General features: G+C 47.7%; 26 protein-coding genes, 1 tRNA gene and 1 pseudogene. 15 read left to right on the top strand and 13 right to left on the bottom strand.

What is annotated here, in order from left to right; all coding sequences use genetic code 11:
- Positions 1 to 503 precede the first annotated feature (503 nt).
- Positions 504 to 1,223: a hypothetical protein gene (locus NWE93_04580; protein ID MCW3999492.1), complete on the top strand. Its 720-nt coding sequence runs from the start codon at positions 504 to 506 to the stop codon at positions 1,221 to 1,223.
- A 114-nt stretch (positions 1,224 to 1,337) separates the two neighbouring features.
- Positions 1,338 to 1,697, top strand: coding sequence for a hypothetical protein (locus NWE93_04575; GenBank protein MCW3999491.1), 360 nt, complete (start codon positions 1,338 to 1,340; stop codon positions 1,695 to 1,697).
- 302 nt (positions 1,698 to 1,999) lie between these two features.
- On the opposite strand, the gene NWE93_04570 is transcribed toward NWE93_04575, so the two are convergent.
- Positions 2,000 to 3,271, bottom strand: coding sequence for a hypothetical protein (locus NWE93_04570; GenBank protein MCW3999490.1), 1,272 nt, complete (start codon positions 3,269 to 3,271; stop codon positions 2,000 to 2,002).
- A 299-nt stretch (positions 3,272 to 3,570) separates the two neighbouring features.
- Here NWE93_04570 and NWE93_04565 point away from each other — a divergent pair, with 299 nt between their 5' ends.
- Entirely contained in the window at positions 3,571 to 4,149 is a 579-nt protein-coding gene (locus NWE93_04565; protein ID MCW3999489.1) for a hypothetical protein, read from the top strand.
- 92 nt (positions 4,150 to 4,241) lie between these two features.
- On the opposite strand, the gene NWE93_04560 is transcribed toward NWE93_04565, so the two are convergent.
- Both NWE93_04560 and NWE93_04555 read right to left on the bottom strand, forming a co-directional pair.
- Positions 4,242 to 5,714, bottom strand: coding sequence for a PAS domain S-box protein (locus NWE93_04560; GenBank protein MCW3999488.1), 1,473 nt, complete (start codon positions 5,712 to 5,714; stop codon positions 4,242 to 4,244).
- A 97-nt stretch (positions 5,715 to 5,811) separates the two neighbouring features.
- On the bottom strand, positions 5,812 to 6,186 hold the full coding sequence (locus tag NWE93_04555; GenBank protein MCW3999487.1) for a hypothetical protein: 375 nt from the start codon (positions 6,184 to 6,186) through the stop codon (positions 5,812 to 5,814).
- A gap of 203 nt (positions 6,187 to 6,389) precedes the next feature.
- Between NWE93_04555 and NWE93_04550 the strand changes: the two genes are divergently transcribed.
- Positions 6,390 to 6,794: a PAS domain-containing protein gene (locus tag NWE93_04550; protein ID MCW3999486.1), complete on the top strand. Its 405-nt coding sequence runs from the start codon at positions 6,390 to 6,392 to the stop codon at positions 6,792 to 6,794.
- Between the two features lie 531 nt (positions 6,795 to 7,325).
- Positions 7,326 to 7,514 (top strand): hypothetical protein, encoded by a 189-nt coding sequence (locus NWE93_04545; protein MCW3999485.1) that lies wholly within the window; start codon positions 7,326 to 7,328, stop codon positions 7,512 to 7,514.
- A gap of 37 nt (positions 7,515 to 7,551) precedes the next feature.
- Here the strand turns inward: NWE93_04545 and NWE93_04540 are convergent, their stop codons facing one another.
- Positions 7,552 to 8,046: a hypothetical protein gene (locus tag NWE93_04540; protein MCW3999484.1), complete on the bottom strand. Its 495-nt coding sequence runs from the start codon at positions 8,044 to 8,046 to the stop codon at positions 7,552 to 7,554.
- A 175-nt stretch (positions 8,047 to 8,221) separates the two neighbouring features.
- Between NWE93_04540 and NWE93_04535 the strand changes: the two genes are divergently transcribed.
- The 5 genes from NWE93_04535 to NWE93_04515 all read left to right on the top strand — a co-directional run bounded on the left by NWE93_04535 (position 8,222) and on the right by NWE93_04515 (position 13,047).
- Positions 8,222 to 9,061 (top strand): CBS domain-containing protein, encoded by an 840-nt coding sequence (locus NWE93_04535; protein ID MCW3999483.1) that lies wholly within the window; start codon positions 8,222 to 8,224, stop codon positions 9,059 to 9,061.
- A 206-nt stretch (positions 9,062 to 9,267) separates the two neighbouring features.
- The gene (locus NWE93_04530; protein MCW3999482.1) at positions 9,268 to 9,786 is read left to right on the top strand and encodes a hypothetical protein; all 519 of its coding nucleotides are present in this window, start codon (positions 9,268 to 9,270) and stop codon (positions 9,784 to 9,786) included.
- A gap of 171 nt (positions 9,787 to 9,957) precedes the next feature.
- Positions 9,958 to 11,313 carry a DUF3131 domain-containing protein gene (locus tag NWE93_04525; GenBank protein MCW3999481.1) on the top strand — a complete coding sequence of 452 codons (1,356 nt, stop codon included), beginning with the start codon at positions 9,958 to 9,960 and terminating at the stop codon, positions 11,311 to 11,313.
- A 99-nt stretch (positions 11,314 to 11,412) separates the two neighbouring features.
- A complete protein-coding gene (locus NWE93_04520; GenBank protein ID MCW3999480.1) occupies positions 11,413 to 12,660 on the top strand; it encodes a DUF2400 family protein in 1,248 nt (415 codons plus the stop codon).
- A gap of 12 nt (positions 12,661 to 12,672) precedes the next feature.
- Positions 12,673 to 13,047, top strand: a complete 375-nt coding sequence (locus tag NWE93_04515; protein MCW3999479.1) for a hypothetical protein — start codon at positions 12,673 to 12,675, stop codon at positions 13,045 to 13,047.
- A gap of 56 nt (positions 13,048 to 13,103) precedes the next feature.
- Here the strand turns inward: NWE93_04515 and NWE93_04510 are convergent, their stop codons facing one another.
- Together NWE93_04510 and NWE93_04505 are read right to left on the bottom strand one after the other, a co-directional pair.
- Positions 13,104 to 14,120 carry a hypothetical protein gene (locus NWE93_04510; GenBank protein ID MCW3999478.1) on the bottom strand — a complete coding sequence of 339 codons (1,017 nt, stop codon included), beginning with the start codon at positions 14,118 to 14,120 and terminating at the stop codon, positions 13,104 to 13,106.
- 318 nt (positions 14,121 to 14,438) lie between these two features.
- The gene (locus NWE93_04505; protein MCW3999477.1) at positions 14,439 to 14,870 is read right to left on the bottom strand and encodes a Mov34/MPN/PAD-1 family protein; all 432 of its coding nucleotides are present in this window, start codon (positions 14,868 to 14,870) and stop codon (positions 14,439 to 14,441) included.
- 95 nt (positions 14,871 to 14,965) lie between these two features.
- Between NWE93_04505 and NWE93_04500 the strand changes: the two genes are divergently transcribed.
- The 3 genes from NWE93_04500 (at position 14,966) to NWE93_04490 (ending at position 17,121) form a co-directional block, all read left to right on the top strand.
- Positions 14,966 to 15,050 (top strand) — tRNA-Ser (locus tag NWE93_04500).
- 117 nt (positions 15,051 to 15,167) lie between these two features.
- Positions 15,168 to 16,661, top strand: coding sequence for a methyl-accepting chemotaxis protein (locus tag NWE93_04495; protein MCW3999476.1), 1,494 nt, complete (start codon positions 15,168 to 15,170; stop codon positions 16,659 to 16,661).
- Between the two features lie 13 nt (positions 16,662 to 16,674).
- Complete coding sequence (locus NWE93_04490) at positions 16,675 to 17,121, top strand: chemotaxis protein CheW (protein MCW3999475.1); 447 nt, start codon at positions 16,675 to 16,677, stop codon at positions 17,119 to 17,121.
- Positions 17,122 to 17,164: 43 nt separating this feature from the next.
- On the opposite strand, the gene NWE93_04485 is transcribed toward NWE93_04490, so the two are convergent.
- The 5 genes from NWE93_04485 to NWE93_04465 all read right to left on the bottom strand — a co-directional run bounded on the left by NWE93_04485 (position 17,165) and on the right by NWE93_04465 (position 21,473).
- Positions 17,165 to 17,527 carry a PadR family transcriptional regulator gene (locus tag NWE93_04485; protein MCW3999474.1) on the bottom strand — a complete coding sequence of 121 codons (363 nt, stop codon included), beginning with the start codon at positions 17,525 to 17,527 and terminating at the stop codon, positions 17,165 to 17,167.
- A gap of 106 nt (positions 17,528 to 17,633) precedes the next feature.
- A complete protein-coding gene (locus NWE93_04480) occupies positions 17,634 to 18,449 on the bottom strand; it encodes a GNAT family N-acetyltransferase (protein MCW3999473.1) in 816 nt (271 codons plus the stop codon).
- 89 nt (positions 18,450 to 18,538) lie between these two features.
- Positions 18,539 to 20,638, bottom strand: a complete 2,100-nt coding sequence (locus tag NWE93_04475; GenBank protein MCW3999472.1) for a thioredoxin domain-containing protein — start codon at positions 20,636 to 20,638, stop codon at positions 18,539 to 18,541.
- Between the two features lie 64 nt (positions 20,639 to 20,702).
- On the bottom strand, positions 20,703 to 21,140 hold the full coding sequence (locus tag NWE93_04470) for a hypothetical protein (GenBank protein MCW3999471.1): 438 nt from the start codon (positions 21,138 to 21,140) through the stop codon (positions 20,703 to 20,705).
- Between the two features lie 30 nt (positions 21,141 to 21,170).
- A complete protein-coding gene (locus NWE93_04465; GenBank protein ID MCW3999470.1) occupies positions 21,171 to 21,473 on the bottom strand; it encodes a winged helix-turn-helix domain-containing protein in 303 nt (100 codons plus the stop codon).
- Positions 21,474 to 21,940: 467 nt separating this feature from the next.
- Here NWE93_04465 and NWE93_04460 point away from each other — a divergent pair, with 467 nt between their 5' ends.
- Both NWE93_04460 and NWE93_04455 read left to right on the top strand, forming a co-directional pair.
- Positions 21,941 to 23,287, top strand: a complete 1,347-nt coding sequence (locus NWE93_04460) for an FtsX-like permease family protein (protein ID MCW3999469.1) — start codon at positions 21,941 to 21,943, stop codon at positions 23,285 to 23,287.
- Positions 23,280 to 23,951: pseudogene (locus tag NWE93_04455) on the top strand (ABC transporter ATP-binding protein). Before NWE93_04460 ends, NWE93_04455 begins: the two are co-directional and overlap by 8 nt.
- A 299-nt stretch (positions 23,952 to 24,250) precedes the next feature.
- On the opposite strand, the gene NWE93_04450 reads toward NWE93_04455, so the two are convergent.
- Both NWE93_04450 and NWE93_04445 read right to left on the bottom strand, forming a co-directional pair.
- On the bottom strand, positions 24,251 to 24,670 hold the full coding sequence (locus NWE93_04450) for a hypothetical protein (protein ID MCW3999468.1): 420 nt from the start codon (positions 24,668 to 24,670) through the stop codon (positions 24,251 to 24,253).
- 67 nt (positions 24,671 to 24,737) lie between these two features.
- Positions 24,738 to 25,022 (bottom strand): hypothetical protein, encoded by a 285-nt coding sequence (locus NWE93_04445; protein ID MCW3999467.1) that lies wholly within the window; start codon positions 25,020 to 25,022, stop codon positions 24,738 to 24,740.
- Positions 25,023 to 25,036: the final 14 nt, after the last annotated feature.

The following is a 25,036-nucleotide window of genomic DNA, read 5'->3' as shown; positions in this document are numbered from 1 at the left end:
CGAATTCTTCATCTTTCCCGATCAGACTGGGACGGCGACATCATCCCCCAACGACATATGCAGCAACTCAGATTGATAAAGGTTACAAACACCCAAGTTCATTTGCTCTCAAAAACCCTTCAACTTATCCGCGACGGGTTATGCTTCTGTTGCTTGCCACGCTCTATCCCCCCTCTATTTATAGGCTCACCGAATGCAATGTTTTCTTGGCTAAAACTGGGCAGATGCAGTGTCGGCGGCCGAGTTATTAGGCGCTTGTAGTTCTCTTGGGGGCATCCTTATGCATGTGCTTCTGTACCTGTCTGCAGTGTGTTGCATTCGTAAGCGCCCCTTCAAAGTTGGGTTTTGTCTAAGCGAGCACCACAAGGGTTGCCGCCGACTAAACACAAGGTTTAACGAGTAAATTATATAACCAAACAAAACCATCAATTTCTAATATGGGTAGCTTGGGCAAATATCTCTCAATTTGCTTAGTCGTAATCCTCGCATTCTCTAGTCTATTAATGGTTGGACTAACTGTTGCAGAGCCAATACCTAAACCGCAGGTTCCCCAATTTAGTTTAAGATATGTTGACAAATCCTATGATATACCTCCACAGACAACTACGACCATAGACCCCTATAACGGAGAGACAATTACCAGCACTACACCTGGACGCCATGTTGAAAATTATTTAATTGAAATGACCATCAAGAATCAACCGCATGCGTCATCCTTAGGAAACAATACGCTTACTTTGTATTACTTTACTCGTTTTAAAGGTCACTTTGCAGAAAACTGGACGTACCCAAACACATCATTTTCAGATTGGGCGGCTTATTATGACCCTTCGTATACTGGCGATAAGAGTATGTGGGGAAATTATGCGGATGACCTTCCAGTTCAATCAAACACGGGTAATACTGTCTTAACTTTTCCAGCGAACTATCGAGTTGGAGATAAAATTGATTTTCAAATAGAAGCGTTGTTAGCATATCAATATACAGAAACTACTTATGATGGATTTTATCCAGTATCAGACAATATCTTTTATTATAATCCAAGTGGTTGGAGCGACACTGAGACAATAACAATCACAAGCACTCCTGAACCAGCCAATAATACTAACCCAGCCCCTTCAGTGCCAGAGTTACCTTTTGTCGCATTCTTTTCTTTGTTTGCAATGATATCTCTAATTGCATTTTTTGCGAAGAAAAGGATTTATCTAAAACCTTATAACTAGAAACATGCAATAGCTAATCAGTAATTAGTCCCAGAAAATTACTTTGCCCTAAGGCTGGGACGGCGACATCACTGAAAACAGAAGTCTAATTAACGATGACATCTATCTGCCCCTATGCATGGCGCTGTATGGGCAATGATTCGGTTGGCTTTAACGGTTCTATTAGCGCTTGTTGTAACTGTTTACATGGCGTTTGCTTATTGGGTAGCGTCTTATGTTCAAACGTATGCTGGTCGCTTGGGTTGGGCGAATGCGGGGTCAACTTTTCTTCCCTGGCCGACGACGCCGACTGGACCTAACATCTCAGTTATAGAGTTTCTAAACCAAACCGACACCTTGTACTACCAAATCATTATCCAAACGGGCGTGCTGATTATCCTAACGGTTATCTTGTGGCTGGCGGTTTTCTGGGTGACATGGCGACTCAGAGGTAAGGTTAAGGTTAAAAGCGAAAAAACGCTTTGCCCGCAATAGTGTTTGCGTGGGAGCGGTGCGAATCCGTACTTGTCATGGCACCAATTCACCCTTGCCTCTTTCGAAGGCTTCTGAGAAAGCATGACCGCCCATTTGTATGCACGCTGTGTTAACCACATATCAGTATAAACAACCGTGATTCTCAGTTAATTCCAAGGCATGGATACGCACAAGACGCCATGTCAGATGGGAGGTGTTTTGGTTTGGTGCGAAGAATTGTTGCTGCAAAAATGGTGAAGAACAGGCGGGACGACAAAGAAGAGCAGAAGCAAGCCCAGCAGGCAAAACAGTAAAAAAGGGGCTTAGCTTTCTCCGCTTGAGCTGCCGCTGTCAGCTACTTCGCCGCTTGAACCCTGAAGAAGCTGGTTTGTTTGTTGATTGATCTTGTTTTGAGTGTTGATTTTGTCATTTTGGATTTGTTGTTGCGGCTTAGTTATTTGGTCCTGTAATTGCTGGTTGAGTCTTAACCTATCAGTATTCCCGGCTTCCTGCTCGATCTTTTGGTTTAATTGTTGATGCATCTGAACTTGTGAGTCTGACTGCTGTGTTGCATATTGGTTCATGGGATTAGCCTGCATATCAATTTGCAGTCCGCTTGTGTTATTCATTGCTACCTCATTTAACGTGCTTGGTTGAGTACTGTGCAGGGTACTTGGGGTGCTGCTCTGCAGGGTGCTGGGTACGCTGCCTGATGGATGAATGAGTGTACCTCCTGAGGGGTGCAGCATAGGATTTTCTCCGCCACCACCGCCTGAGCCGCCTCCGCTACCTGAACCGCCGCCAGATGAACCCGAACCTCCCGCCGCTCCACCCGCCGCGCCTCCAGCGCTACCAGCGGCTCCTCCACTGAACACAAAGAAATACAGTGCACCCCCCACCCCAACGGCGACTGCCCCGATTATTCCACCGATAACGATTGGGTTACTTAGAAGGGAATTCTGTGCTTCTTGGGTGCTAGCATCTCCAATTTGATAGACCTCAAAGTAATCGTATTGGGCACCGCCCTTCCAGGGAGAAACCGCGTCAACGCCAACCAGCTGGGAAGCTGAGGTATCTTTCTCGGTGTAGGTGCTTTTTACTTCGCCGTTATAGTACATGGTGATTTGGTTGCCCTGTTTCTCTATCGCCAGGGTATACCATGTGTTTTGGTTTTCCTGGAAGCTTCCAAACGTTGTTTTTTGTCCATCACGATAAAACACATAGTTACCGTACCAGCCATCCGCCATGAAAGTATAGGAATGTTTGCTGGTGACTGCAGTTACGCTGTTTCCGCAGTGGCTACCAAGGGTCCATCTGTTTTTGTCCTCCACCTTCCAGTCGGAGATGCCAGATGAAAATTGCTGCGAATAGTGGATAGCGGTGTCTTGGGAGGTGCCATCTAAAGTTACGGCGCCGCCTGTGAAGCCCACGCCATCTTCATGCGTCACTGTCCAGCCTGCAGCCTTAAGCTCAGTGAGGCTTTGATAACTCATATCATCTCGCCACACACTAGTCACTGTCTCAGCACAAGCCACAAGTACTGAACCATAAACAAACACCACAACCACCAGAACTGCAAGTAACTTTGCCTTCATACCGCTCTCCTGATAGACTACTTGAATCAATTGAGAATATAAGCCTTGTTAACAGAGTAAAATCGGCCCGGCAAGTCACCTTTTTGCCCCTAAGTCCCCATACCCGCAAACGGGGGCAACTATGGGATTTCACGTCCATGACAATGAAACAAACAAGGCTGCATAGTAATAAATAACCGTTAATTCATACAACTGCCAGTTATTTTCAGTCTCTGCTTGTCATGGTGAAAAGTTTTTTCCCTCACTGGATAATTCAGCCAGTTCCTGAGAACCTAACTATCGCAAAAGGAGGTGAAGATATGAGGAAAAAGATTTTGACTTTAATCACAGCAATAGCATTGACTTCAATACTCGCTGTTTCATCTTTGGTCGCGGTTTCTCAAGCCTGGTTCCCATCAAAATCTGAATACGTCAGCTTCGACTTTCAAGGCGTCTACCTTAGAGGCGTCAGCGTCGTAGATAACGCCAGTGCGCCAAACCTCATAAAAGTAACAGGAAATAACACCCTAATCCAAGGCAACCTTACCGTAGACGGCAAAACATACTCTTATCCTCAGGATTTCAGCGTAAACAGTACTTTCCAAATGGAATATAGCGCTGTCACTGGAGAAGGCATCGTCAGAGTACAAAACACCTTAACGTTTAACATGGCGAACAATGCCAGCATCACAGTCTGGGGAGTCGGCAGAGTCTCCGGGTTCCCCTCCACAGCCACAGGCTCATTTAACAACACCAAACTAGACGGGGAATTCCAGCTGACAGGTACCGAACAGTTTACGTCAGTGAATGGCTTTGGGCTACAAAACGGACGTTATCCACCGCCAGACATGAACCTAAATGGACACATGTTTGGCTATATCCGTGGATGGTCACTATAGAGCGCCACAAACATGCCGGCCAACACCCGTTTTCTCTTTTTTTAACCCCAACAATCCATCTGGCCCCAAAAATAGCGAAAATAACTAATATTTTACGAATTAAGGGACAAACCGCTGATTTTTTGGTTAGGCAAATTTAAGGTGAAGGTGGTTCCCCTGCCAAGTTGGCTTTCAAAGCTTATCGTGCCGTCTAATGCATCCACCAACCGCTTAACAACTGCCAATCCAAGGCCTTGGCCTTTGGCTTTCGAGGTAGTCATAGGCGTAAATATCCGCGCTTTAATTTCGTCGGGTATCCCCCCGCCGGTGTCCTCAACAGAGATGCATATGCTGCTTTCATTTTTTGACCCCGACACCGTTAAGTAGCCTCCGTTGGGCATGGCCTGAATCGCGTTGTTAGCTAAGTTAGTGATTGCCCTTTGGATGAATGCGGGGTCAGTTCTAACTTGGGCGTTATCTTTTAAGTTAATGGCAAGCTTAATGTTACTGGGCAAATCAATCGTTTTAAAAGCGCTGCTTATGATGTCTGAGAGCAGTACAGAGGAGTATTCGGGGTTTAGCGGCCTGGCATAATCCTGCAGGTCAGCAACGATTTTGTTAACATAAAGCACATTCTTTTCGATGCCGTTTAAGCTCTCATCTACGTCCCGCTTGATGTTTAAGTCAGGCATAAACGCCAAGTAATCTTTAAGCAGAAAAACATCCGCTATGATGGCCTGCAGTGGATTACGGATGTCATGCCCAACCATCCCTGCCGTTGAACCAATAGCCGCCAATCGCTCTTTGGCTTGAAGCTGCATCTCCAGATCCTTCCGTTCAGTGATGTCTTCGCAGTTCGCAATCAAGTTTCCATCCGGTAACTTGGCAGCAGAAATAATCACGTCAACCATCGAGCCGTCTTTTCTTTTCAGATTCAACTCGCCCCTGCTTCTGCCAGTTTGGCTAACCAACGCGAACTGCCTAAACCCCGCGTCACGGTTTTCCGGTGTTAAGACCTGAGAAATATTCATCGTTAACAGCTCCTCCTTTGAGTACTGCAGCAATCGGCAGGCCCCCTCATTAACGAAGACGTATTTCCCGTCTGGGTCGGCAACAAAAATGGCTGTAGGCGAGCTTTCTAGGTAAATTTTCAGCCTCTGTTGGCTGTCCTGGAGAGCGAATTCGCCCTTTTTGTGCTCAGTTATATCTTTGAAGAGAACCGCTATTCTGTTGTTTGATACGGGAATAAACTGTGTCGCAAAATACCGCTTGATAAAGCTATTAAAGTATTCGTACTGGAGTGTTTTGCCGGTTTTTAATGCTTTCAGAGCATACTCATACCAGCGTTCTTCCCCAAAGCGGTCCACCTCTCGTTTACGCTTGCCCACTATGTTTGCTGCCCTAAAGCCAGTTAAACTTTCAAATGCAGGATTCACCTCAAGAAAAACGAAATCAACCACGCCGCCAGGGCCACTGTCAGCTAATTCCAACAATTCAAAGCCCTCATCAAGCCTACTGATGAATCGGTGAAAACTGTCCATAACCCCATTTGAAGAGCCTTTAGTTTCCTGGCCAGAAAAAGACATTTTCTTGTCACCTAAAGAGAGTGTTAGGGAATAATATACAATTTGGTAAATTAAACAAAGAGACTATCCCAAGTTTAGGGGAACAGCGGTTAAACCATTAGTTGCCGCTGCTGCATCTTCCGTCGATTTTTTCCTGAACATCAGCAAAAAGGTCAGGGAATACCCGGAGCCACTCTCGATAAGAGCGTCTGATGCTTGTGTCGGAGGTGTTAAGGACGTCAGCTATGGTTTTTTGGTTAATGCTGCGGTAGCATCTGAAGCAGACAAGGTAGAGGAGTCCGCCGATGATGCTGCGGGTTGCTTTCCCGTTAAAGAACAATGCGTTGGCGCGGTGGGCTTTGCGTATGGTTGCCACAGATTGAACGATTATTTCGATGGCGCCTTGGGTGTCGCCGCAGATCAGGTAAGCTGCCGCTAAGGAGTCGGTTACTGAAAGATTCCGCAGCAAACTTGCAGTGGTTGCCTCAGACAATTCTGCTCTCTCTTACGGTTGGTTACCCAATTATGAGGGTCGGCTGCTTAAAGAGTTACGGATGCAGCATCCAGATTCACGGTACCTTTTTTCTGCATAACGGGCCCCAAGCAACACAATGTGCCGCTGAAATCCTAAATGGCATGGTCATAAGCAGGCAGGAAAACGCAAAACTTTTCTACCACCAACAAACATGGAAGCGTATGTTCAAGAGGTCTCAGCAAGGAAATCTGGTTCTCATAACCAACAAGAACGGCCGCTTAGATTTCGAGCTCAACCAGGCCACCCAAACCCGAAGCGAAGGCATCGTTATCGGAGACCTCTACGGCTACATAAGCGACGTCAACGACGCGCTCCTAAAAATCATGGGGGCTCACGATAAAAGCGAATTCATCGGAAGGAACATTTTAGAGTTTTTGGCTAAAGAAGAAAAAGCACGCGCCATCCAAAGCGCCCTGGACGCGATAGCTAACGATCAGGGGATGACTCAGCGGTTCCGGATTTGCCTTCAGAACGGCAAAGAAACCACATTGGAAGTATCGACGACTTTTCTGAAAGATGACGAAGGCAACAGCATCGGCTTTATTCATCTTGTACGGGCTGTCTAGTTGCCTGCCCTTTTGCATTCTTTTCAGTTGATAAGTTGCTGATTTATTATCAGGGTTAAATTGTTTTTCTTTTCGATATATCCTTGACTGTATAATAGTTCTGTTGTCGAAATTTTGCTTATATCGAGTCTCAAAGATTGAGTCATCAAGAAACAGGTTGATAATTATGTGTGACCAATTTAAAGCGGTTTTAGGCCTTGCCGGAATCTTAGTTGTATTCACAGTCATGGGCTATGTAGGCTACTTAGTACTATCAAACGCTTAGGAGGAACTGACATGTCAGAAACGCTTTTTTGCCAAAACGAAACCTCCATTGCGGAGAAATGCCGAAGATCCCTCGAGAGCAGCTGGGGCATGCAGATCCCAACTCCCAAGCAGTGCAGAAAAAAGTAAGCTGCACGTGCATTTACAATCTAATTTTTGACCCAAAATTATTCATGTTCTAGCGCATTTTCCTAAGCTGACGGGTTCATCTTTAAATCATCTTATTACTACATTGAAAATCCCGTAGGCGTGGATGCGGTAGAAGACATGGGTTCACTTAAAAACGCGCTAAGAAAGCTTGGAAGTGGCGCCCCAAAGCTGGATTTCTACAAACACAAGCATGGCGAATGCCAAAACTTAGAGGGCGGCACCTGCAAGGTAGCCCATTTTACCAACCTAAAAGCAGACGAAACCGCCTGCCCCCATTTCAAGCCTCGCCCAGACACAGAAGCATAAGTGCCAAGCTGATGCAGAATAGCTTTTTCCCCAGGGCTCAGTTTTTTGAGAGGAACTCCTCTATTTCATCGATGAAGCGCAGAGCAGCCTCTTCGATCTGCAACGTTAACTGGTCGGGGTCGCTGAAGTCGGGGTTCTCAACCAGAATGGATTCAACGATGGAGTCGTTTCCTTCTACGGCGCTGGGGATTCTGTATTTGGCTTCGCCGCTTTTTTTGATAAGCGCCCAATATTTCTTCTGAACCGCTTTATTGGCGCCTGCCAACCAAACCTCAAACCGGAAGGGTTCATGCAGGAAAACAATGGCAATTTTGAGTTTTCGTTGTTTCAGCGGCTCAGGGACCAGAGCAAAATAGGTCATGTCCATGTAGCCGAAGTATATGCTGCCGGAAACCGCTAAATCTGGGTGTTGCCTTTCGAAGTGAATCCGCAGGCTCATGGTGTAATCCATTATGCCTCTGTAGGCTTTCTGGATGGCGCCTGCTTTGAGTTGCCGTTTGTATTCCTCGATGCTTCGGGCGAAATCGTCCATGACAGTATTCCTTTTAGTTTTGCTCCTTAAGTGTTGAGCGCTCACTCTAATAAGCCAATCTTCCCCGCATCGACCCCAGGAGCAGCATACTTGGCGATGACAAACTGCCCCGGGCGCACCGTTGATGGAAGCTTAATTAGACTTCTCCGCCATATCTATAGGATGGGGATGTTGTTTGGCGACACCTCAAATTGAAGTAAAACGACAGTTGCCAGGCATCGTTGACCGCGCTTATGACCAGTACAAACGCAACCTGCCACGGTACCGCACCGCAAAAGAGCTTATGAGCAAAAAAGTAGTTACAGCAACGCCTGAAACCAGCCTTGATGACGCCGCGCACCTGATGGGCGAGCACCACATCGGCAGCTTAATCGTAACCAAGTACCAGACGCCCGTGGGAATCATAACCGAGCGTGATTTACTGTCAAAGGTTTTGGCGCTGGGACTGTTTCTTAAAGACGAAACCGTAGAGGAAGTCATGTCTTACCCCTTAGCGGGTGTTTCATCGGATGCTCAAATCAAGGATTTAGCTCAGGCGATGATCAGCAAGAAGAGCCGACTGGCAGTCTTCGAGGCGGGAACGCTTGTGGGTATAGTGACGGCTTCGGATTTAATCAAGAGCCTACCCGATGTGCCAGAAACCGAAGCATGTGTCGACGACTTTATGACTAAAGAGGTTGTGACTGCAGACGAAGAAACCTCAGTTATCAACGTATCCAAAACCATGGGCAGCCAACGCATCGGCAGCGTCATCATCACCCGCAAAGACATGCCGTTTGGAATCTTTACCGAACGAGACTTGCTCAGCAACTTCCTTGCCAAGGGCAAAGACCTCTTCGCCGCCGTCGGACCCCACTGCTCTCAGCCGCTTACCGTTTTGGAATCAGGTGACAGCGTGCATCGAGCCGCAGCCGCCATGGCGCTAAAGCATATCCGGAGATTACCCATCGTAGAAGACGACAAACTCGTCGGCATCATCACCGCACGGGACCTGGTTGAAGCCTACTCGAAATAGGCTTTTCCCCTTTTTATCTGGAAACCGAAAATTTTGGAATTGCAGACATCTCCCCTCGGGTTTTAGCAATAAAAAAGTTATGGGCATCTACATCTAACTCTTCGAAATCAGTACAAATCATCTAAGCGTCAAAAAACAGGCAGGGAGGTTGTCGCCAAACTCAATTTTAAAATATCTTGCCGCACATTGGTCTAGTAGGTGATTTTATGGGTAGTTATTCTGAGATTGCAACCGACGCATATATCCTGCGTGAAGTAGGAGACGGCAAAGCAATAACGATTTTTGAATGCCCATACTGCGCCAATCAAAGCATAGGCTACGCTAAGAATCAATTGGAGCTGGGTAAAACCTCGTTTTTCGGTTTCCACTTTGAACCTTACCCGATGGGTCAGGAAGCAAACCGCTTAAAGCAGCTGCTTGAAAGCAAAGGAAAAACTGTAAACATCAAGTACTTCAACCTTCCAAACCCCCCATTCTGCCAGCTAAACCAGAAAGCACGCGGCGCCATCGCTAAAGCCTTCATGGATTCCGACACAGCAATCGCGTTATGCTGCATGGCGGGTTTTGGCGGCATCAAGAGTGCATTGCCCGATTCAAAAGTGGTTCATGGTATGGCTACCTTGGGTACGCTTGCTGCTTACTTGAATGTTGAGAAGGGCAAGATGTATCTCGATAAATCTAAAAGTAAGGTTGTTCGCTTCCGAGAAATGAACCCGACCGCTTAAGGCTGCTATTTTTCCTGCTACGCGGTATTCGATCAGTAGGCATTGCTATGAGGATACGTCATTCTGTACTAGAGCGCGCTAGGGCATCTCCTATTTTCCAGCTATAGGGAAAATTCGGCATGTATGCAATAGCTTTAAATTAAAATAATCAGCTAAGTGCTTTGATTCGAAGTGGGCTTCAACCAAAAAACAACCATAGCAGTGGCAGTCATCCTGATAGCGGTGATTGTGGTTCCGGTCTTCGCTTTTTTAAACTGGGGAAACCCCGCCATGCCACCCAGCGGTGAACCCCAAGCGACGAATCCTCCCCAAGGAACCAGCACCCCCACACCCGCCCCAACAGTCAACCCCACTGAGGCGCCCACGGCAAACGATAAAAACAAAGACTCCAGCAAATCGCCAGATCCCACACCTATCCCCCGAAAGCTAGGCCCCATAGAGTCAGCTCAAACCATGAACAGCAACGTCTGGCGCGCTGTTGCAGCAAACGCATGGAACTATTTTAGACCCGGCTTAGGCGTCAACGCCACCACGGGGCTTCCATGTTCAGGCAGTTCTTACCCTTACTTCACCGATTGGGATATGGGCGTCTATATCCAAGCGGTAATCGATGCCTCCAAGCTGGGTTTGATCAGCGATGTTGGCGCTTGGGGATTTGATGACCGCATCGAGAGAGTGCTGTATTTCCTGGAAAACCGCGAACTCAACAGTGCAGGTTACCCGTACTGGTTTTATCAGGCTGAGGACGGAGGTATCTATCGTAACAACTCGGATGTAGAGGGGTTTGTCGTGGACACCGCCGATACGGGCAGACTCCTTGTTGCCCTTCACAACCTAAGAACATATGACTCCGGATTCGCAACCCGCATCAACAATCTCGTCTACAACCTTAACGGCGACAGGTCAAATTACTCTAAGCTTGTTCCGGGTCTTTTAGCTGAAAGCTTGACCTCCACCAACATCTACACCTACTATACAGTATACGGGTTTGCATGTTTTTGGCCCATAAACCCCCAAAATATTTTAGATAACATATACAGTTCAGGAACCATGAATGTAAGCGGCGTTATGTTGCCGAATGCGACACTTACAAGCGACGTGTTACTCAGCATAGTGTTCGAAACAAACAACACCGCCAAACTGATGGATTTAACGCATCAGGTGTATCTGGCTCACGAAGCCTACTATCAAGCAACAGGGAACTACCGGGCTTTCGGCGAAGGCGCCTCCACCACCACTTGGCTGTATGAATGGGTGGTTCTCCCAGATAACCGAACATGGACCGTGCTTAATAGCTCAGGAAACCAAAGCGACACAACCATGATATTCACGAAAGTTGCGTTTGGCTTCCTCGCATTGTACAACACGAATTATTCGAAAGCCATGTCTGTGCATATTGAGCATGCCCTCTACAGTTACTCAGACGGATACGGCGAAGGCGTCGATGAATCAGGTTACGCCATCTTCAGTACGGTTCTCCATACCAACGGCTTAATCCTTGATGCTGCTATGTATTATTGCAGATAGCATGCTTCAAAGACAACTGTACAGCTTGACCTTGTTTTGCTCTAAAATAACACAAGTTTTAAGCGTCGTCCTACATAATATTCATCTAGGTAACGGGTAATGGCCACGGATGAAATCACAGCGCTGCTCATAGACTTCATAAACAAAAACTCTGATGTCGCCGACGTCCAATGGGACCGGCGCATGAGCCCCCGGCTGCTCTTCAACCCCTACTCAGAAAAATATGAGGAACGCCGCATCGCCGCACACTACTTCTTACTCGCCGCCTCCATACTCGACGATACGATAGTGGGTTACCCCGAAAATGCCCGCATGCTACTTACTTACCTTCACACAGCCTTTGGCAGTTCCCTTTTTGAAATAAAGAAGGGGCATCTCTTCGAGGAGGAAATCGTTAAGGCTGACTTCTACTCGGATTTGGGTCCCAACAAGAAGGCTGCATCGGAGAATTTAGCTTCAGTTAACCTCTTCGTCAAGACCAACGCTGAACGTAACCTCCTTATGTACGCCCAGAAATTCAGTAAACCCGCAGCCTTCATCGATGACTTAGCCCAAAACGTACCTGCCTTCTCTGGCCCCCACATAGACCGAGCATGGATTTACATGCGCTGGATGGTTCGCGCCGAGCCTGACCTACAAATCTACGACCACATGCTCCCCGAAGACCTCTATGTGCCACTTACCAAAGAAAACGCCAACGTAGCCGCCAGCCTCGGCGTAATCTCGTATGCTTCCCCTTCGCTTTGGCGCGACGAAAAAACCTCCGCTGACGCACGCCAACGGATAACTCAGTATGCCAAGCGGCTTTTCCCACAGGACCCAGCCAAAGTAGATTACCCCTTCTTTCTTTTGGGGCGATGGCTTAAACAAAAAACCCTTAACCGCTACACCCTAAAGACGGCGCTGGATTTTTTGGAGCGCATGCAGAAAATCACGGGTCAATCACAGGCTTACTATCAGAAGATGAGTCGCTACAAGAGCGGCTGGGAGAAGAAAACGGCTTTGACGCTTCTCAAACTGCATATCCCCTATGGCTATGAAACCATCAGTTTCCCGTTGCCAAACGAGGTTTACACGCCCGATTTTATCCTGGAGAAGAGGGTGGCGGGCAGAAAAATTATTCTTGAACCCCATTTCGAAATGACTAAGCGGCAGGCCCGCAAATACGCTCTCTTTAAACGCACCTATGGACACGAGTTCCTGCTTATTTTACTGCTTAAAAATGACCTGATTCCCCTGTATCATCAACGCAAAATCCTCACCGACGACGTCTGCGATGACGTTTGGCCGATAGAGTTTATTCATTTGTTGGCAGAGAAAATTCGGCGGGGCACCTACGGGCAATAGGAGCAGCGGTGGATGGAGCAGGATTTTAAGGCGCGGGTAGTTGCTTTGATTTTAGCTGGCAACCCCGAAGAGGCCCTTGTGATTCTCGCAGAACAATACAAGGTTAAGGTTCCAGCGCTTAGGGTCGGGTTACCTAAAAGACACAAGCATAAAGCCTACGGATGCTACACAGCCCAAACCCAAACCATCTCAGTTCTCAACAGCGAAGTACTGCTTAACCCCTTTGTTATATTGCACGAGTTCTACCATCACCTACGCAGCAAAGCCGTGGACATGGTTCATCGGGGCACGGAGAGGGGCGCGGATCAGTTTGCACTTGAATATATTTTAGCGTACAAGACGAGGTCTTCTTCAGATATTTCCACAGGCACTTTATCGCCGCCGTAGCTATAGACCAACTTCATGTTTATGTGGTTCATGTGGGCATAGCCGGTAGGCAATCATCACTTTTCTTCTAGTTTTTCGAGAAGCACCCTGAATATGTCCTTTTCTGCGACGTTTCCCAAGGGAGGCAACTGACCTTCGTCTTTCAGTCTTTGGAATAGACCCATTACTGCGCTACCTAGTTGAGTGCTGTCCACCGCCGTTAAAAGTGCAAGGTTATCCGAAGTATCTTTGCCATATTGTGAGTGCACGTTATTGAAGAACTTGTCTTCCTTCTTTTCTATGAGAACTCTAATCATCGCGGCCAGCGCCTTTTTTTGGCCTACTTGAGAAAGAGCCTCGATTATCTGCTTGAGGGGGTCTGGTTTCCAGCCCCACATTTTCTCAAAAGAGTTACTAAACAGAGAACGTTCAAAACCTCCAAACGATTGGTTTATTTTTAATTCTTGAAATTTCTTGATTAAAAGGTCTTCATATTCAGGTCCTGAAATACTCCATTCAGTCAAGTGATCAACTAACCGATCAACTAATCCAACTTGAGAGCTAGGATCGGCGTCTTTTAGTATTGAGCTGAAGGTTTGCGAGGCGGAGCTTCCCAGCTTTGAAGCCAACATATCGACGTAGTTAGCTCGTAATCCATCGGTGATATTATGATCTTCTGGCTTTGATTCTTTTTTCATTGAAACAGTCAATTCTTTTTCCAGCAGAACAGGCAAATCTGGGTCAGGGCTTATATGAATGCGACCGCTAACTTCTTCGCGTATGTTGGATGAAGTGTTACTGGCTGCCGCGTAGATAATGGATTCCTTTGTTTCATTGTTGGCTGTGGCTGAAAAGGCAAGGGTGTAAAAGGTGTCTTTAAGGTCGTTGGGCAAACCTTCGAGCAGTTTATAACTTATGGTTTTATCAATTCCCACAAGAATTAGCGCCTCGATGGCTGATTTTCTCACGGCAAGCGATTCTTGCTTTGAGACCGACAGGCTGCATAAGTGCTTTCGAGCGCTTGTCCCAAATTGTTGACTGCAAAACCGTGGACCACTAACTTCCAAGGCATTTTTGATTTTACCTTCAGTCACGAAAAGATTCATCTATATCTCACCATGATTACTTTGTGCATTGATTATTCATCTACTACGGCTTATAAGTTGTATTTAAGATTGATTATCTGATTTGAATTTAAAATTACGAACTCTTTTTTTAGCACAGCTATTTAAAACTATATGGCATGTAGGTAAGCGTTCAGGTACAAAAACGATGCGTAATCGAGGAAATAGCTGAAGATCATCTAGTAGAGAATAACGGGCGAGCAGGAATCACACATTCCGGCAAAGAAGGAAACCCTGACAATTCGCCGTGGATTACCTTGCGGCGTATCAGCGCGCAGTTTTAAGCGGTCAAAGGATGCCTTCATAGAATTCTTCGCAGTTATCCTCGACGGGTGCAGTGATTTCTATGGGTACACGGTCGCCGTTAGAGTCGTAAGCCGCTATGCAGCCTATCCCCTGGAAGGGAGGCCCCACAATGAGGAGCACCCGCCCAAAGAAGTAGTTGAGGTCAACGTGGCTGGGTGAAATGTTGCCTGAGGGATGCGAATGCACGGTGCCCACCAGCGATAAGTCGCCTGCGAACATGAAGTAGTTAAAGTGCACTTCGCCTTCGCCGTGGATGGCAAAGGGCGCCAAAACCAGGTCGGTTACGCTGATGATGTCTTTGCGTTTTTTGCCCCGCAGCAAAAGGAAGCTTTCCCGCGGGTAAAGTTCCTTGGCGCCTGCATAGATCGTGTCGAGTATGTTGCTTGGTATATGCACGGCTAATTGTTTTGGCATGGCTACTACGTTTATGGCGGCGGGTTAAGTACTTTGCCCAAAATATCATTCGGTAAAGATTTAAGAAGCGATGGATTAAACTGTTGATTCGTGGTGCCGAGATGGCAGAGTGGTTAACGCGCGGGCCTTGAGAGCCCGTGGAACATCCGTTCCGCATGGGTTCGAATCCCATTCTCGGCGCCTAAATCTTTGTTTTGATACAATAGCGCCTTTTAACTGAGTGTCTGTTGGATTGGATACGCAGGTTAGGTTACTAATTCACAAACCATAATTGTACTCTACCATGGAGTAATAGAAATGGCAAGTGAAACTGAGCAGAAAAAAATCGTAGAGTACGAAAAAAAGATCGACACCCTAACAAAGGAGATAATTAAACAGAAAACAGTTAATACTGAACTCTTAAAGTCTCAAGCGAAAATCCTCGAAGACGCCATTCAAGGAGCCCAAGACATAGTAGCAAGCAACGAAGAAACCATTAAAACAAACCGCCAGATGGCAGAACTCTCAGGAAGCGTTCAAGAAGCAGCCACTTTAGTTTCGAAACTTGCAGCTGACGCCACTGAAGTCATTGACCGCGTCGCATCAGCCGCTAAAAACGTCAGCGATGTGTCAGAAAAGGTATTCTTAAACGCAAACAACGCAACCAAAGCCAGTGGGCGTGTACTGGAGATGGGAAAACAAGCCGCAAGCGTCTCTAACCAGATGGCAATCGGCATGCAGCAGGTCAGCACCGCCTCCCAGCAGGTCTCTGCCGGAGCGCAAAAACTCGCAGACCTCACCCAGGGCGCAGCAAGAAACACTGAGTCCCTCAAAAAAGTCATGGATGAAGCAGGGATAATCGCAAAAGAGGCAAGCACCGTAACCGACGAGGCACTGAGAAGGTCAAGGGAAGCTAATGAGAAGAGCCAGAGGGGTCTTTTGGCTATCGAGAACATTAAAACCGATATCACCCGTGTCTCTGAAGCCGTCACTTCCATGGTAAATTCCGTGGATCAGGTTGGGCAGATGACAAATTCGGTTTCGGACATTGCAAGCCAAACCAACATGCTGGCGTTGAACGCCGCCATTGAAGCCGCACGCGCAGGCGAAGCAGGACGCGGATTTGCGGTGGTCGCCGACGCAGTTAAGGGTTTAGCGGGTCAATCTAAAGAAGCCGCTGGTTCAGCCATAACGCTGGTCAAAACCATCAAAGAAGCAGGCAGCCAAACCACAGACATCTCAAAGCAGTCTCAAGTAGGCGCAGAGCAAGGCGCAAGCATAGTTTTGAGCGCCATTAAGGAATCCGAAGGTATTGCCAAAGTTATGGGTGAAATGACCGTTAAAGTCAGCAATCTAACTAACGGTGTAGAAAGAGGCCTTGATGCAATTACTTCAGTGACAAAAACCATCGATGAAGTCGCCAGCATCGCCGAGGAAAGCAGTTCAGCATCGGAGGAAGCATCATCCGCCGTGGAGGAACAAACTGCCGCAGCACAGCAGATGGCCGGAATCGTTAAAGAAGTCTCGGAAACCGCAGAAAACCTAGAGAACATCTCCAAAAACGTGGTTAGCAGCGCAGAGGAAATGGAGAAGCTTGCAGTCGGCGTAAGTAACGATGCTTCAAGTGTGGAGAAATCAGCAAAAGAAATCGCTTCGCAGATAGCAAAGGTTTCTTCTGCAACCGAAAAAGTGCGCGAGCAAGCGTTAGCCTCAGTCGGAGCAGCAGAAAAAACAAACGTGGACCTGCAAAAACTCATTGCCTTCCGCACTAACCTGCTCAGCGAACTCAAATCCAAATACAACGTGAACTAGCCAGGCGAATACCATGCAGACTGTAATGCATACAGGCGACATCCAGATCGTTAACTTTACCATCGGCGAAGTCAACTATGGTGTGCCCGTCGAGCAAGTACGGGAAGTTCGAGACATGCAGACGGTTACGCCCGTTCCGGGAGCCCCCGCTTTTGTGGAGGGCGTCACCAATCTGCGTGGACAGATAATTACAGTGATGGATCTGCGTAAACGACTAGGCCTATCTTTAGGAGCAAACGCGGGTGAAAAGATAATCATCATCGACTTAGGCAACAATGCAGTCGGAGTGGTAGTTGACTCAGTCACTGAGGTTTCAACGATCAGGGAACCAGACATCGAAAAAAACTCCGTTGCCTCAACACTGGACGAATCAATAATCGGCGTGGGAAAACAGGGAAACCACTTAACAATCATATTAGACATTGCAAAGACAATCGCCAAGGCAAAAGACACCGCTTAAACAGTTAAAAGACAGCCTCGATTAACCGAGGCCCCCGTTTTATTTAAATCATAAAAAACTTGCGGACGAAATCCGTCATCTGCTTATTAAAAGTCGTCATCATAGCCTCGATTACCTCTACGCCTGTTTCAGTTAATCTGTAAACTGTTTTTCTGCCATTAATCTCTCCCACAATTAGTCCCTTGCGCTCTATAGAATAGATGGTTGCGTAGACGGTGCCTGGGCTTAGGATGCCGCCGAATTTTCCGTTGACAAACGCTGTGACGTCATAGCCGCTGAGGTTAGTTTGCTTTTTAAGCTCGATTAGGATCAAGATGTCAAGGAAGTTTTTTACAACGCGGGTTTCGATGTCCTTGGGGCCGTACCCGCAAGGTAATTTCTTTGCTTTTTCTTTTGCGCCATCCATGTTCATTTCGCCCGAAATGCTAGCTTAGCCCTGCTACTTGGATTTATAATTTACGAAAAAATAATATTCGCTACCAAAAAACTAGATTTTGACCCATTTTGGGTAACTAACCTAACTCAAAAGTAGTGACCCCAAACACCTTATTGAGCGGAACATCAGGCTGATTTTTGCTATACATCCTGACTGTACTGAAAACTGCGGTCATTTTCTTCTTTTCTGCAAGCGCTACCGCAGCATCGTTAATTTGAGGAGTATCCAAAAAGATGGTTTCACCCTTTACGGTTGCGGCTAAACCATCAAACAATGCATCTGCAGTCGCAGCGTCGTCGGCGAAGAGCGGGCCGATTTTGTGTCCCTGCGTGCATTTGCGGATTACGCCGTAACCGCATATTCCGCCCGGTGCATCCTTAACCATCATGCTGGCAGCGTCGCTTTGCATAAGCCAGCAACCTAGAAAGCCTGAACGATCCAAACCAAAGACGCCCCGGTCGTACGCGTAGATTGAATCCACATCCTGCCTTTTTATGGGCAAGCATCTGTCTGTGACGTCAGCTTGGGCGGTGCCGGCATAGCGTGTGTTGCCGTAGGCAAACTTGAACCCATACTGTTCATATCGATGCTGCATCGATACTACCCCATCCAACCCCAAATTGCTTGTTCGGCAAGCATCCAAAGCAAACTTCTGTATTTGCCGGCCGATGCCTCTGCCCCGGAACTCAGGTTTCACAATGTAGAGTCCTTCAAAGCAGAAGTCAGGGGAGTATTTGACAAGTGATATGGTGCCTACGATTTCGCCGTCCAGTTTAGCCGCGTAGAATCCGGTTGGATCCGCCTGGTAGAAGCATGCTGCGTCGTGGACTCCGGGGTTCCAGCCCTCCATCCGTGCCCAGTCGAGGGCCAACGCTACTTCCTGCTCAGTCATTACTTCAATGCTGACTTTCCCTTTTGGAGTCGCCGAATTGTTCATGGAAGCAGAAGAAGGGAACTTGCTATTTATCCCTTAAGTATCCATCATCCACTTGACTTAGCCGCCTCTAAGTACTCAAGCATCTTGGCGACATCTGCGGTGGGCGGCATGCATGTTTGGTTCTGGCAAACATAAGCGGTGGCTTTGCCGCCGATTCGCTCATAGGAAATCCTTGGCGACGCTGTTTTGGCGTCTTTGGCGGTCCAGAGTTTTACTGTTAGGTTGGGGACATATTTTTTCGCTATCGCCTCAAGGAACTGTTCTGTGTCGGATGCTTGCTTCTCGCCTGCCAAAACGACGCTGTAGCTGGGACCCATCGCATAATCCAGACCCGCCAGCATAAAGGTGCGACCCATCGGGTAGCCCTTAATGTCGCCTGCGGAGGCATCCAGCAGCTTCTGAGCAGTCCGTTCAAAGGTGACCTCGCCGCTTAAACGCGCCAGCAAAAGCAAATCCCAAAGCGCCACCGAGTTGCCCGAGGGGTACGCGCCATCGCTGTTCTGTTTGATTTGGGGCACCGCCGTCTCTGCAGCGCTGCCTGAGAAGTAGAATCCGCCGTTTTCTTTATCCCCGAACTGCGCTATCATAACTCTAGCAAGCGACATTGCCGTTTGCAGGTACTTCTCATCGAAATCTGCCTGATAGAGCTGGACTAGGCCCCAAATTAGGAAGGCGTAATCATCAAGAAAGCCCCCAACTGCCCGCTCTTTCTCGGCGTAGCGGTGAAACAGTTGCATCTCAGCAGTCAACATGTTGTCTAAGATGAAATCAGCTGCTTGCTCTGCCGCCTCCAAATATCTTTTTTCGCCCAATACGCGGCTTGCCCGTGCCAATGCAGCAATGGTTAAGCCGTTCCAATCCACCAATATTTTTGTGTCTTTACCGGGGTGAACCCGTTTTTGCCTTGCCTGATAGAGCAAACTAACCGTTTTTGCGAGCTTTGCTATGACTTGATCCACTGTCATGTTGAATTCAGAAGCAACCTGGTCAGGGGTCAATTCCAAGTGCAGGATGTTTCTGCCGCTTTTAGTCATGTTGGGCTCCATATAGTTACCCTGCAAGCGTACACCGAAGAGTTTGAAGGCGAAATCCACATGATCCTCCGGCAACGCCTGCTTGAGTTCGTCGGCTGTCCAAAGATAAAATTTGCCCTCTTCCCCTTCGCTATCCGCGTCCTCAGCAGAGTAAAAGCCGCCTTCAGATGCGGCAAGATCCCTCAGGACATAATCGAGGGTTTCTTTGGCTGTGACCTTGAACTTTAGCTGACCCGAAAGCTGGTATCCCTCCAGGTAAGCCAATGCCAGCATCGCCTGGTCATAGAGCATCTTCTCGAAATGCGGCACCAGCCACCGAGCATCGGTTGAGTACCTATGGAAACCCAAGCCGACCTGGTCAAAGATGCCGCCTCTGCGCATCGCCCTCAGCGTCCGCTCCACCATACTCCATGCCTCTTTTTGTCCCGTGCGTTTGTAGTAGCGCATCAGAAACAGCAGGTTGTGGGGCGAGGGGAATTTGGGTGCGTTTCCAAACCCTGCGTTTTCATGGTCAAAAACTAGGAATAGCTGATCAAACGCCTCATCTAATTCATCTTTTCCTAGTTCACTCTCTTTGGGCGCTGGACGCCGAGGCATAATTTGCTCCTTGAGTTCAACGCCTATCTGCTCCATTTCGCTGCGGCGGCTACGGTAAATCTGTGCCAGCTGAGGCGCCAAATCCAACATTCCAACATTGCCAAATCGGCTATCCGCTGGAATGTAACTGGCGACGTAGAACGGGTTTTTCTTAGGCGTCATTACGACGTTGAGTGGCCAGCCGCAGCTGCGACCCATAGATTGACACACAGCCATGTAAGCCGCGTCTAGGTCAGGGCGTTCCTCCCGATCCACCTTTATGCAGACAAAGTAGCGGTTCATCGCCGCCGCAACCCGCTCGTTTTCGAAGGATTCCTTCTCCATGACGTGGCACCAGTGGCAGGTGGAGTAGCCGATAGAGACAAAAACTGGTTTATCCTCCTCTTCCGCCTTTTTGAATGCCTCCTCGCCCCAGGGGTACCAGTCTACTGGGTTGTAGGCGTGCTGCTGGAGGTAGGGGCTTTTCTGGTTGATTAAGCGGTTAGGTTTCCTTTGGGGGTCAGGGTTCTGCATAAAAGATAGTCTCCACAGTAATGTGAATTCGCCCCCTTATTTACTTGTCAACACCTGATGAGGGCTAATATTTGACGCTTAGATACAGCAGGACCGAAAGCGCTGTGAACTCGAAGACTCCGGGGAGAAACGCGAAGGGTCCAAGTCCATATGCCCTGAAACTGAAGAGCCCCGCGACGAATGGGCTAGACGCGATGTCTTTTAGCAGAAACGCTAAAGCGAAAATTATAAGGCCAACCGTGAAGGGTGAGCGGGTTTTATGGTAGATGTTGATGTATGTGAATAGCACTATGACCAGCAATGCTATGTTTATGGTTGAGATGACGGCGAGGGCAAGATAAAAGAATTCAAAATCGCCTGCGACAAATCCTCCCTGCGGTGGCTCGCGGCGTATATCGAATGGCATCTGGTTTAAGACAGTGCTGACCCAGAAAATCGTGATTAAAGCAACCGCTATCAAGATAGTGAAAATTAAAGCGATTTTCAGTCTACTTCCATTCATTTGAGATTCCATTCTTGTTTTCTCCCTTTTCTACTTTTTCCCGATTTTCTTCACAATCTCCTCAAACACGCAATAGTTGTCTTCAAGGGCTTGAGAGAGAAAGTAGGTGGCGCCGTACCTGTCACCCACGGAGGTTATGATTCTGTTTTTCTCGAGGACTTCAAGGTGATGTCGCATAGTTTTGTAATCCATCTGGAGCTGCGTCGCTAGCTGATTGGCGTTTTGAGGTGTCTCCTTGAGGGCTTCGATTATTTTTGCGCGGGTAGGTCCTCCACGGGTACCTGCTATTAGCCAGCCAAGCAGGTATTTCAGTGAACGTGCATTTGTAGACATCTTCCCACCTCTCCGCGTATAAGGTTACTTGCTCTGTGTTTGTCTTGTTTAAGTAATAAATGTGCGCTTTTTAGTATTCAATAGAATCCAGAGGCAACACGCTAACCCCTGTCACAATATGCCTACAATTAAGCGAACTGTTTCTCTATTATGCTAAATGTTTTTGTAATGAGCAATTGGGGTACGATTTGGGTAATATTCTGAAAAATTGTTTAATAAGCCTTCAAGCTAAAAGACGCACGACAGCCAAGAAGGGATTTGAAACCAACAAATCTTGGCCATAAGCCCAGAAACTGCCCAAATACCCCTTCAAGTCCCTTCTTGGTTGCGCTAAAAATTACATGGAACTCTAGGGAATACTGAGTCGAGCAATAAGGAATCTTTCAAGACGTAAAGTCCGTTCACTTCTCGTTATCGTCGCATTAAGCGTTTCTTTATCCATCATGGTTTCCATTCCAGCTGGACTGATGGCTAATCAAGAATCAACCAGCTTAATGGCAAATAACTTGGGAAACACTATCACCCAAACAAGCGAATCTATTAACTCCACATTGAGCCAAATCGATGTCAGTATGTCGCAGAATTTCGCGGGCTTTGGCTTTAGACCCGACAGTACGTCAATACCTAATCAGCAATCAGGAGGCGGCTTCCCGGGTGGCTCAAGTAACTCTGACTCTAGTTCTTCAGGTGACACATCCAATATACCTCAGAATTTCGGCGGTTTCGGCGGCGGCATGACTGGTGGACAATTCGGCGGGGCTCGTGGGTCATCTACACCCATGAATGCAACTTTATATGAGGATATCGATTACATAACTGATGTAGCGGCTGTCGAACATATCCTGACGGCCTCTCAAGGCAGCACCAACCAGACAATCACTTTTATGGGGCGAAGTTTCACAACGCTGATAACGGATTATACGATTGAAGGAATCCCGTTAGATTCAGATTTGCTTTCCTATGACATATTGCCGTCAAACATCACTTCAGGCAGAACCCTTCTGGCTGGAGAAACCAATGTTGTCCTGCTAAGCCAGAACAACTCTAAATTCTTTGACGTAGGCGTAGGAGATAGCGTTGAAATAGTTAACGAAACCTTCACGGTAGTCGGCATCTATTCGCCAGCATCAACTGAGGACATCCAAACCCTCTACATGAGCCTTTCTGACGCACAGAGAATAACCAACAACACCGACTACATAACAAGTATGAGAGTCTTCACAACAAACGCAGATGTAGTGGACGCTGTAGCTTCAAAAATCTCATCGCTGCATTCGGAGTTAACGGTCACAACGCAACAGGATCTACTAACTCAGCTACAAGAGCAACAATCCAGATATAGTGAAGCACTATCAAGCGCGGAAGCATCCATAGCCTCCACTCAGGCAACGGCAACCCAAGAAATCATCGTGGTCGTCGCCGCAACCAGCCTAATTGTGCTGTTTGTGATGCTGTATACCGTTAGGGAACGCACCAAGGAAATTGGAACACTCAAAGCCATCGGCTTTAGCAACAAAGCCGTGATGGGGCAGTTCCTAATCGAGGGAATCCTGCTGAGCACCATCGCCGGCGTCGTCGGCATTGCCATAGCAAGCTTCGCAGCGCCCACCCTTTCCTCTCTGCTGCTGCCCACCGTTGGAAACACCATGGGCTTTATGCAGATGGGAAACGCCGCTGCAAGCGCGGTCTCACTAAGCACTGAGCTAGTTTTGGAGGCGCTGGGTGCCGCGGTTGCACTTGGCGTGGTAGGCACACTGTATCCGGCGTGGAGAGCAGCAAAAATACGACCCGCAGAGGCGATGAAATATGAGTAAACCCGTACTACAGATTGAAAACCTAGAAAAAACCTACATGCTGGGCAAACGCCCAGTTAAAGCCCTATCCAACCTTAGCCTGCAAGTTAACCAAGGCGAATTCATAGCCATCATGGGACCATCAGGCAGCGGCAAAACCACCCTGCTCAACGTCATCGGTTGCATCGATAAACCCACTGGCGGCACAGTGATCCTTGACGGTGTGGATGTAGGTAAAACCCCTGAGAACAAGCTCTACAAGCTGAGGCGGGACAAAATGGGCTTTATCTTCCAATCCTTCAATCTGCTGCCCTACTTGAATGCAAGGGAAAACGTCGAGTTACCCATGGAGGGCAAAATAAAATCCCGCGCAGAACGCAAGAAACGTGCAAGTGAACTGCTTAATCTAGTCGGGCTCTCAGGCAGAGAAAACCATCGTCCCCAACGTCTCAGTCAAGGAGAACAGCAACGTGTCGCCATTGCAAGAGCGTTGGCTAATGACCCCGCCATCATTTTGGCGGATGAACCCACCGGTAACCTCGACAGCCAAAACAAGCAGGAAATCATCAAGCTGCTGGCGAACCTTAACTTGACGCAGGGAACCACCATCATCATGGTAACTCATGATACTCAAGCGGCAAGCAACACTGAACGCATGCTTCTACTTAAAGATGGGAAAATAGTCAAGGAAAAACAGGGCTTACATCTTGCAAAGAAACAGAATAAATGTCCCCACTGCGGCGCAAGCATCAACATAGCTGATCAGGTCTGCTCGGACTGCAAGAAACCTTTGGTGGCAACAGACGAGATTTTCTCCAGCTAAGCCTGCATAGTCTGGAGCCCCATCAACCCATTTTTTGTATTTCGCCTCCTCCACATGCAAACGAGCAGGCGGAATCGGTATTTTTCATAACTGTGGACTGTCTGTCTTTTTGCCGCGCATCCTATGTTATGCTGCATTTAATATGGGCTGATGGAGTGAGCCTATGTCCACTCATAAATTGTGATGTTAAATTCCTGCCACATCGGATCAAGTGCTTCAAAGGTTACTATCGCCATCAACTCGTTTAGCCAGCCAAGATTCTCCGTCATCGTCATAAACGTCCACAAGCCCACGCTTACGCCTTTGCCCTCAACCATCTTTGAAACATCAAAACCTTTGATGACACCCATCTCGCCGCTTGCAAGTCTAAAAATGCCCTGATCCTTCGCGGCACCCAACCCTTTCGGTGGAGTATGCCCCTTTGCTGTTATTGCAATAAAGCAATCTGCACCCGCTGCTCGCCCAGCCCCTTTAACTTGAGCGCTCCAGGAGTAAATTTGTTTTACGCCCTCCATATTTACGGATTTGATGAAGCTTGCTCCGCTTTTGCCCTTGCCTTCAAAGAGTTTTTCTCCTAACACAACATCACCAAAACAGAAGTCGGAAATAATCACTTTAACCTATGTGGCTACTCCAATACGCCAACAGCTACTTTCCGGGGCTTTTCTGATTCTGGTCATATTCCTCCACGAGCCGTTTCACTTTCTTTTCCAGCTGCCGCTCATACACATGCTCGGGGATCGGCGGAGAAAGCACCTTTTTGCGGTGCAATTCACTGGGCGGCACAATCCGCTGTTCACCCACCTCCACCGCGACTCTTTTGTCATTCAAATAATCCTCAAAAGGCTCCTGTGCCTCCACAATCCAGTACCCCTCGCTTTTAGTCAGGACCTTAACTTTGTAGAGGCCTCTGTAGAAGTAGAGTTCACTCATAAAAGCCACAATAA

Source organism: Candidatus Bathyarchaeota archaeon, assembly GCA_026014735.1.
Classification (GTDB): domain Archaea; phylum Thermoproteota; class Bathyarchaeia; order Bathyarchaeales; family Bathycorpusculaceae; genus Bathycorpusculum.
The sequence above is the reverse complement of the archived record's forward strand: the minus strand, read 5'-3'. Positions and strand labels throughout refer to the sequence as shown.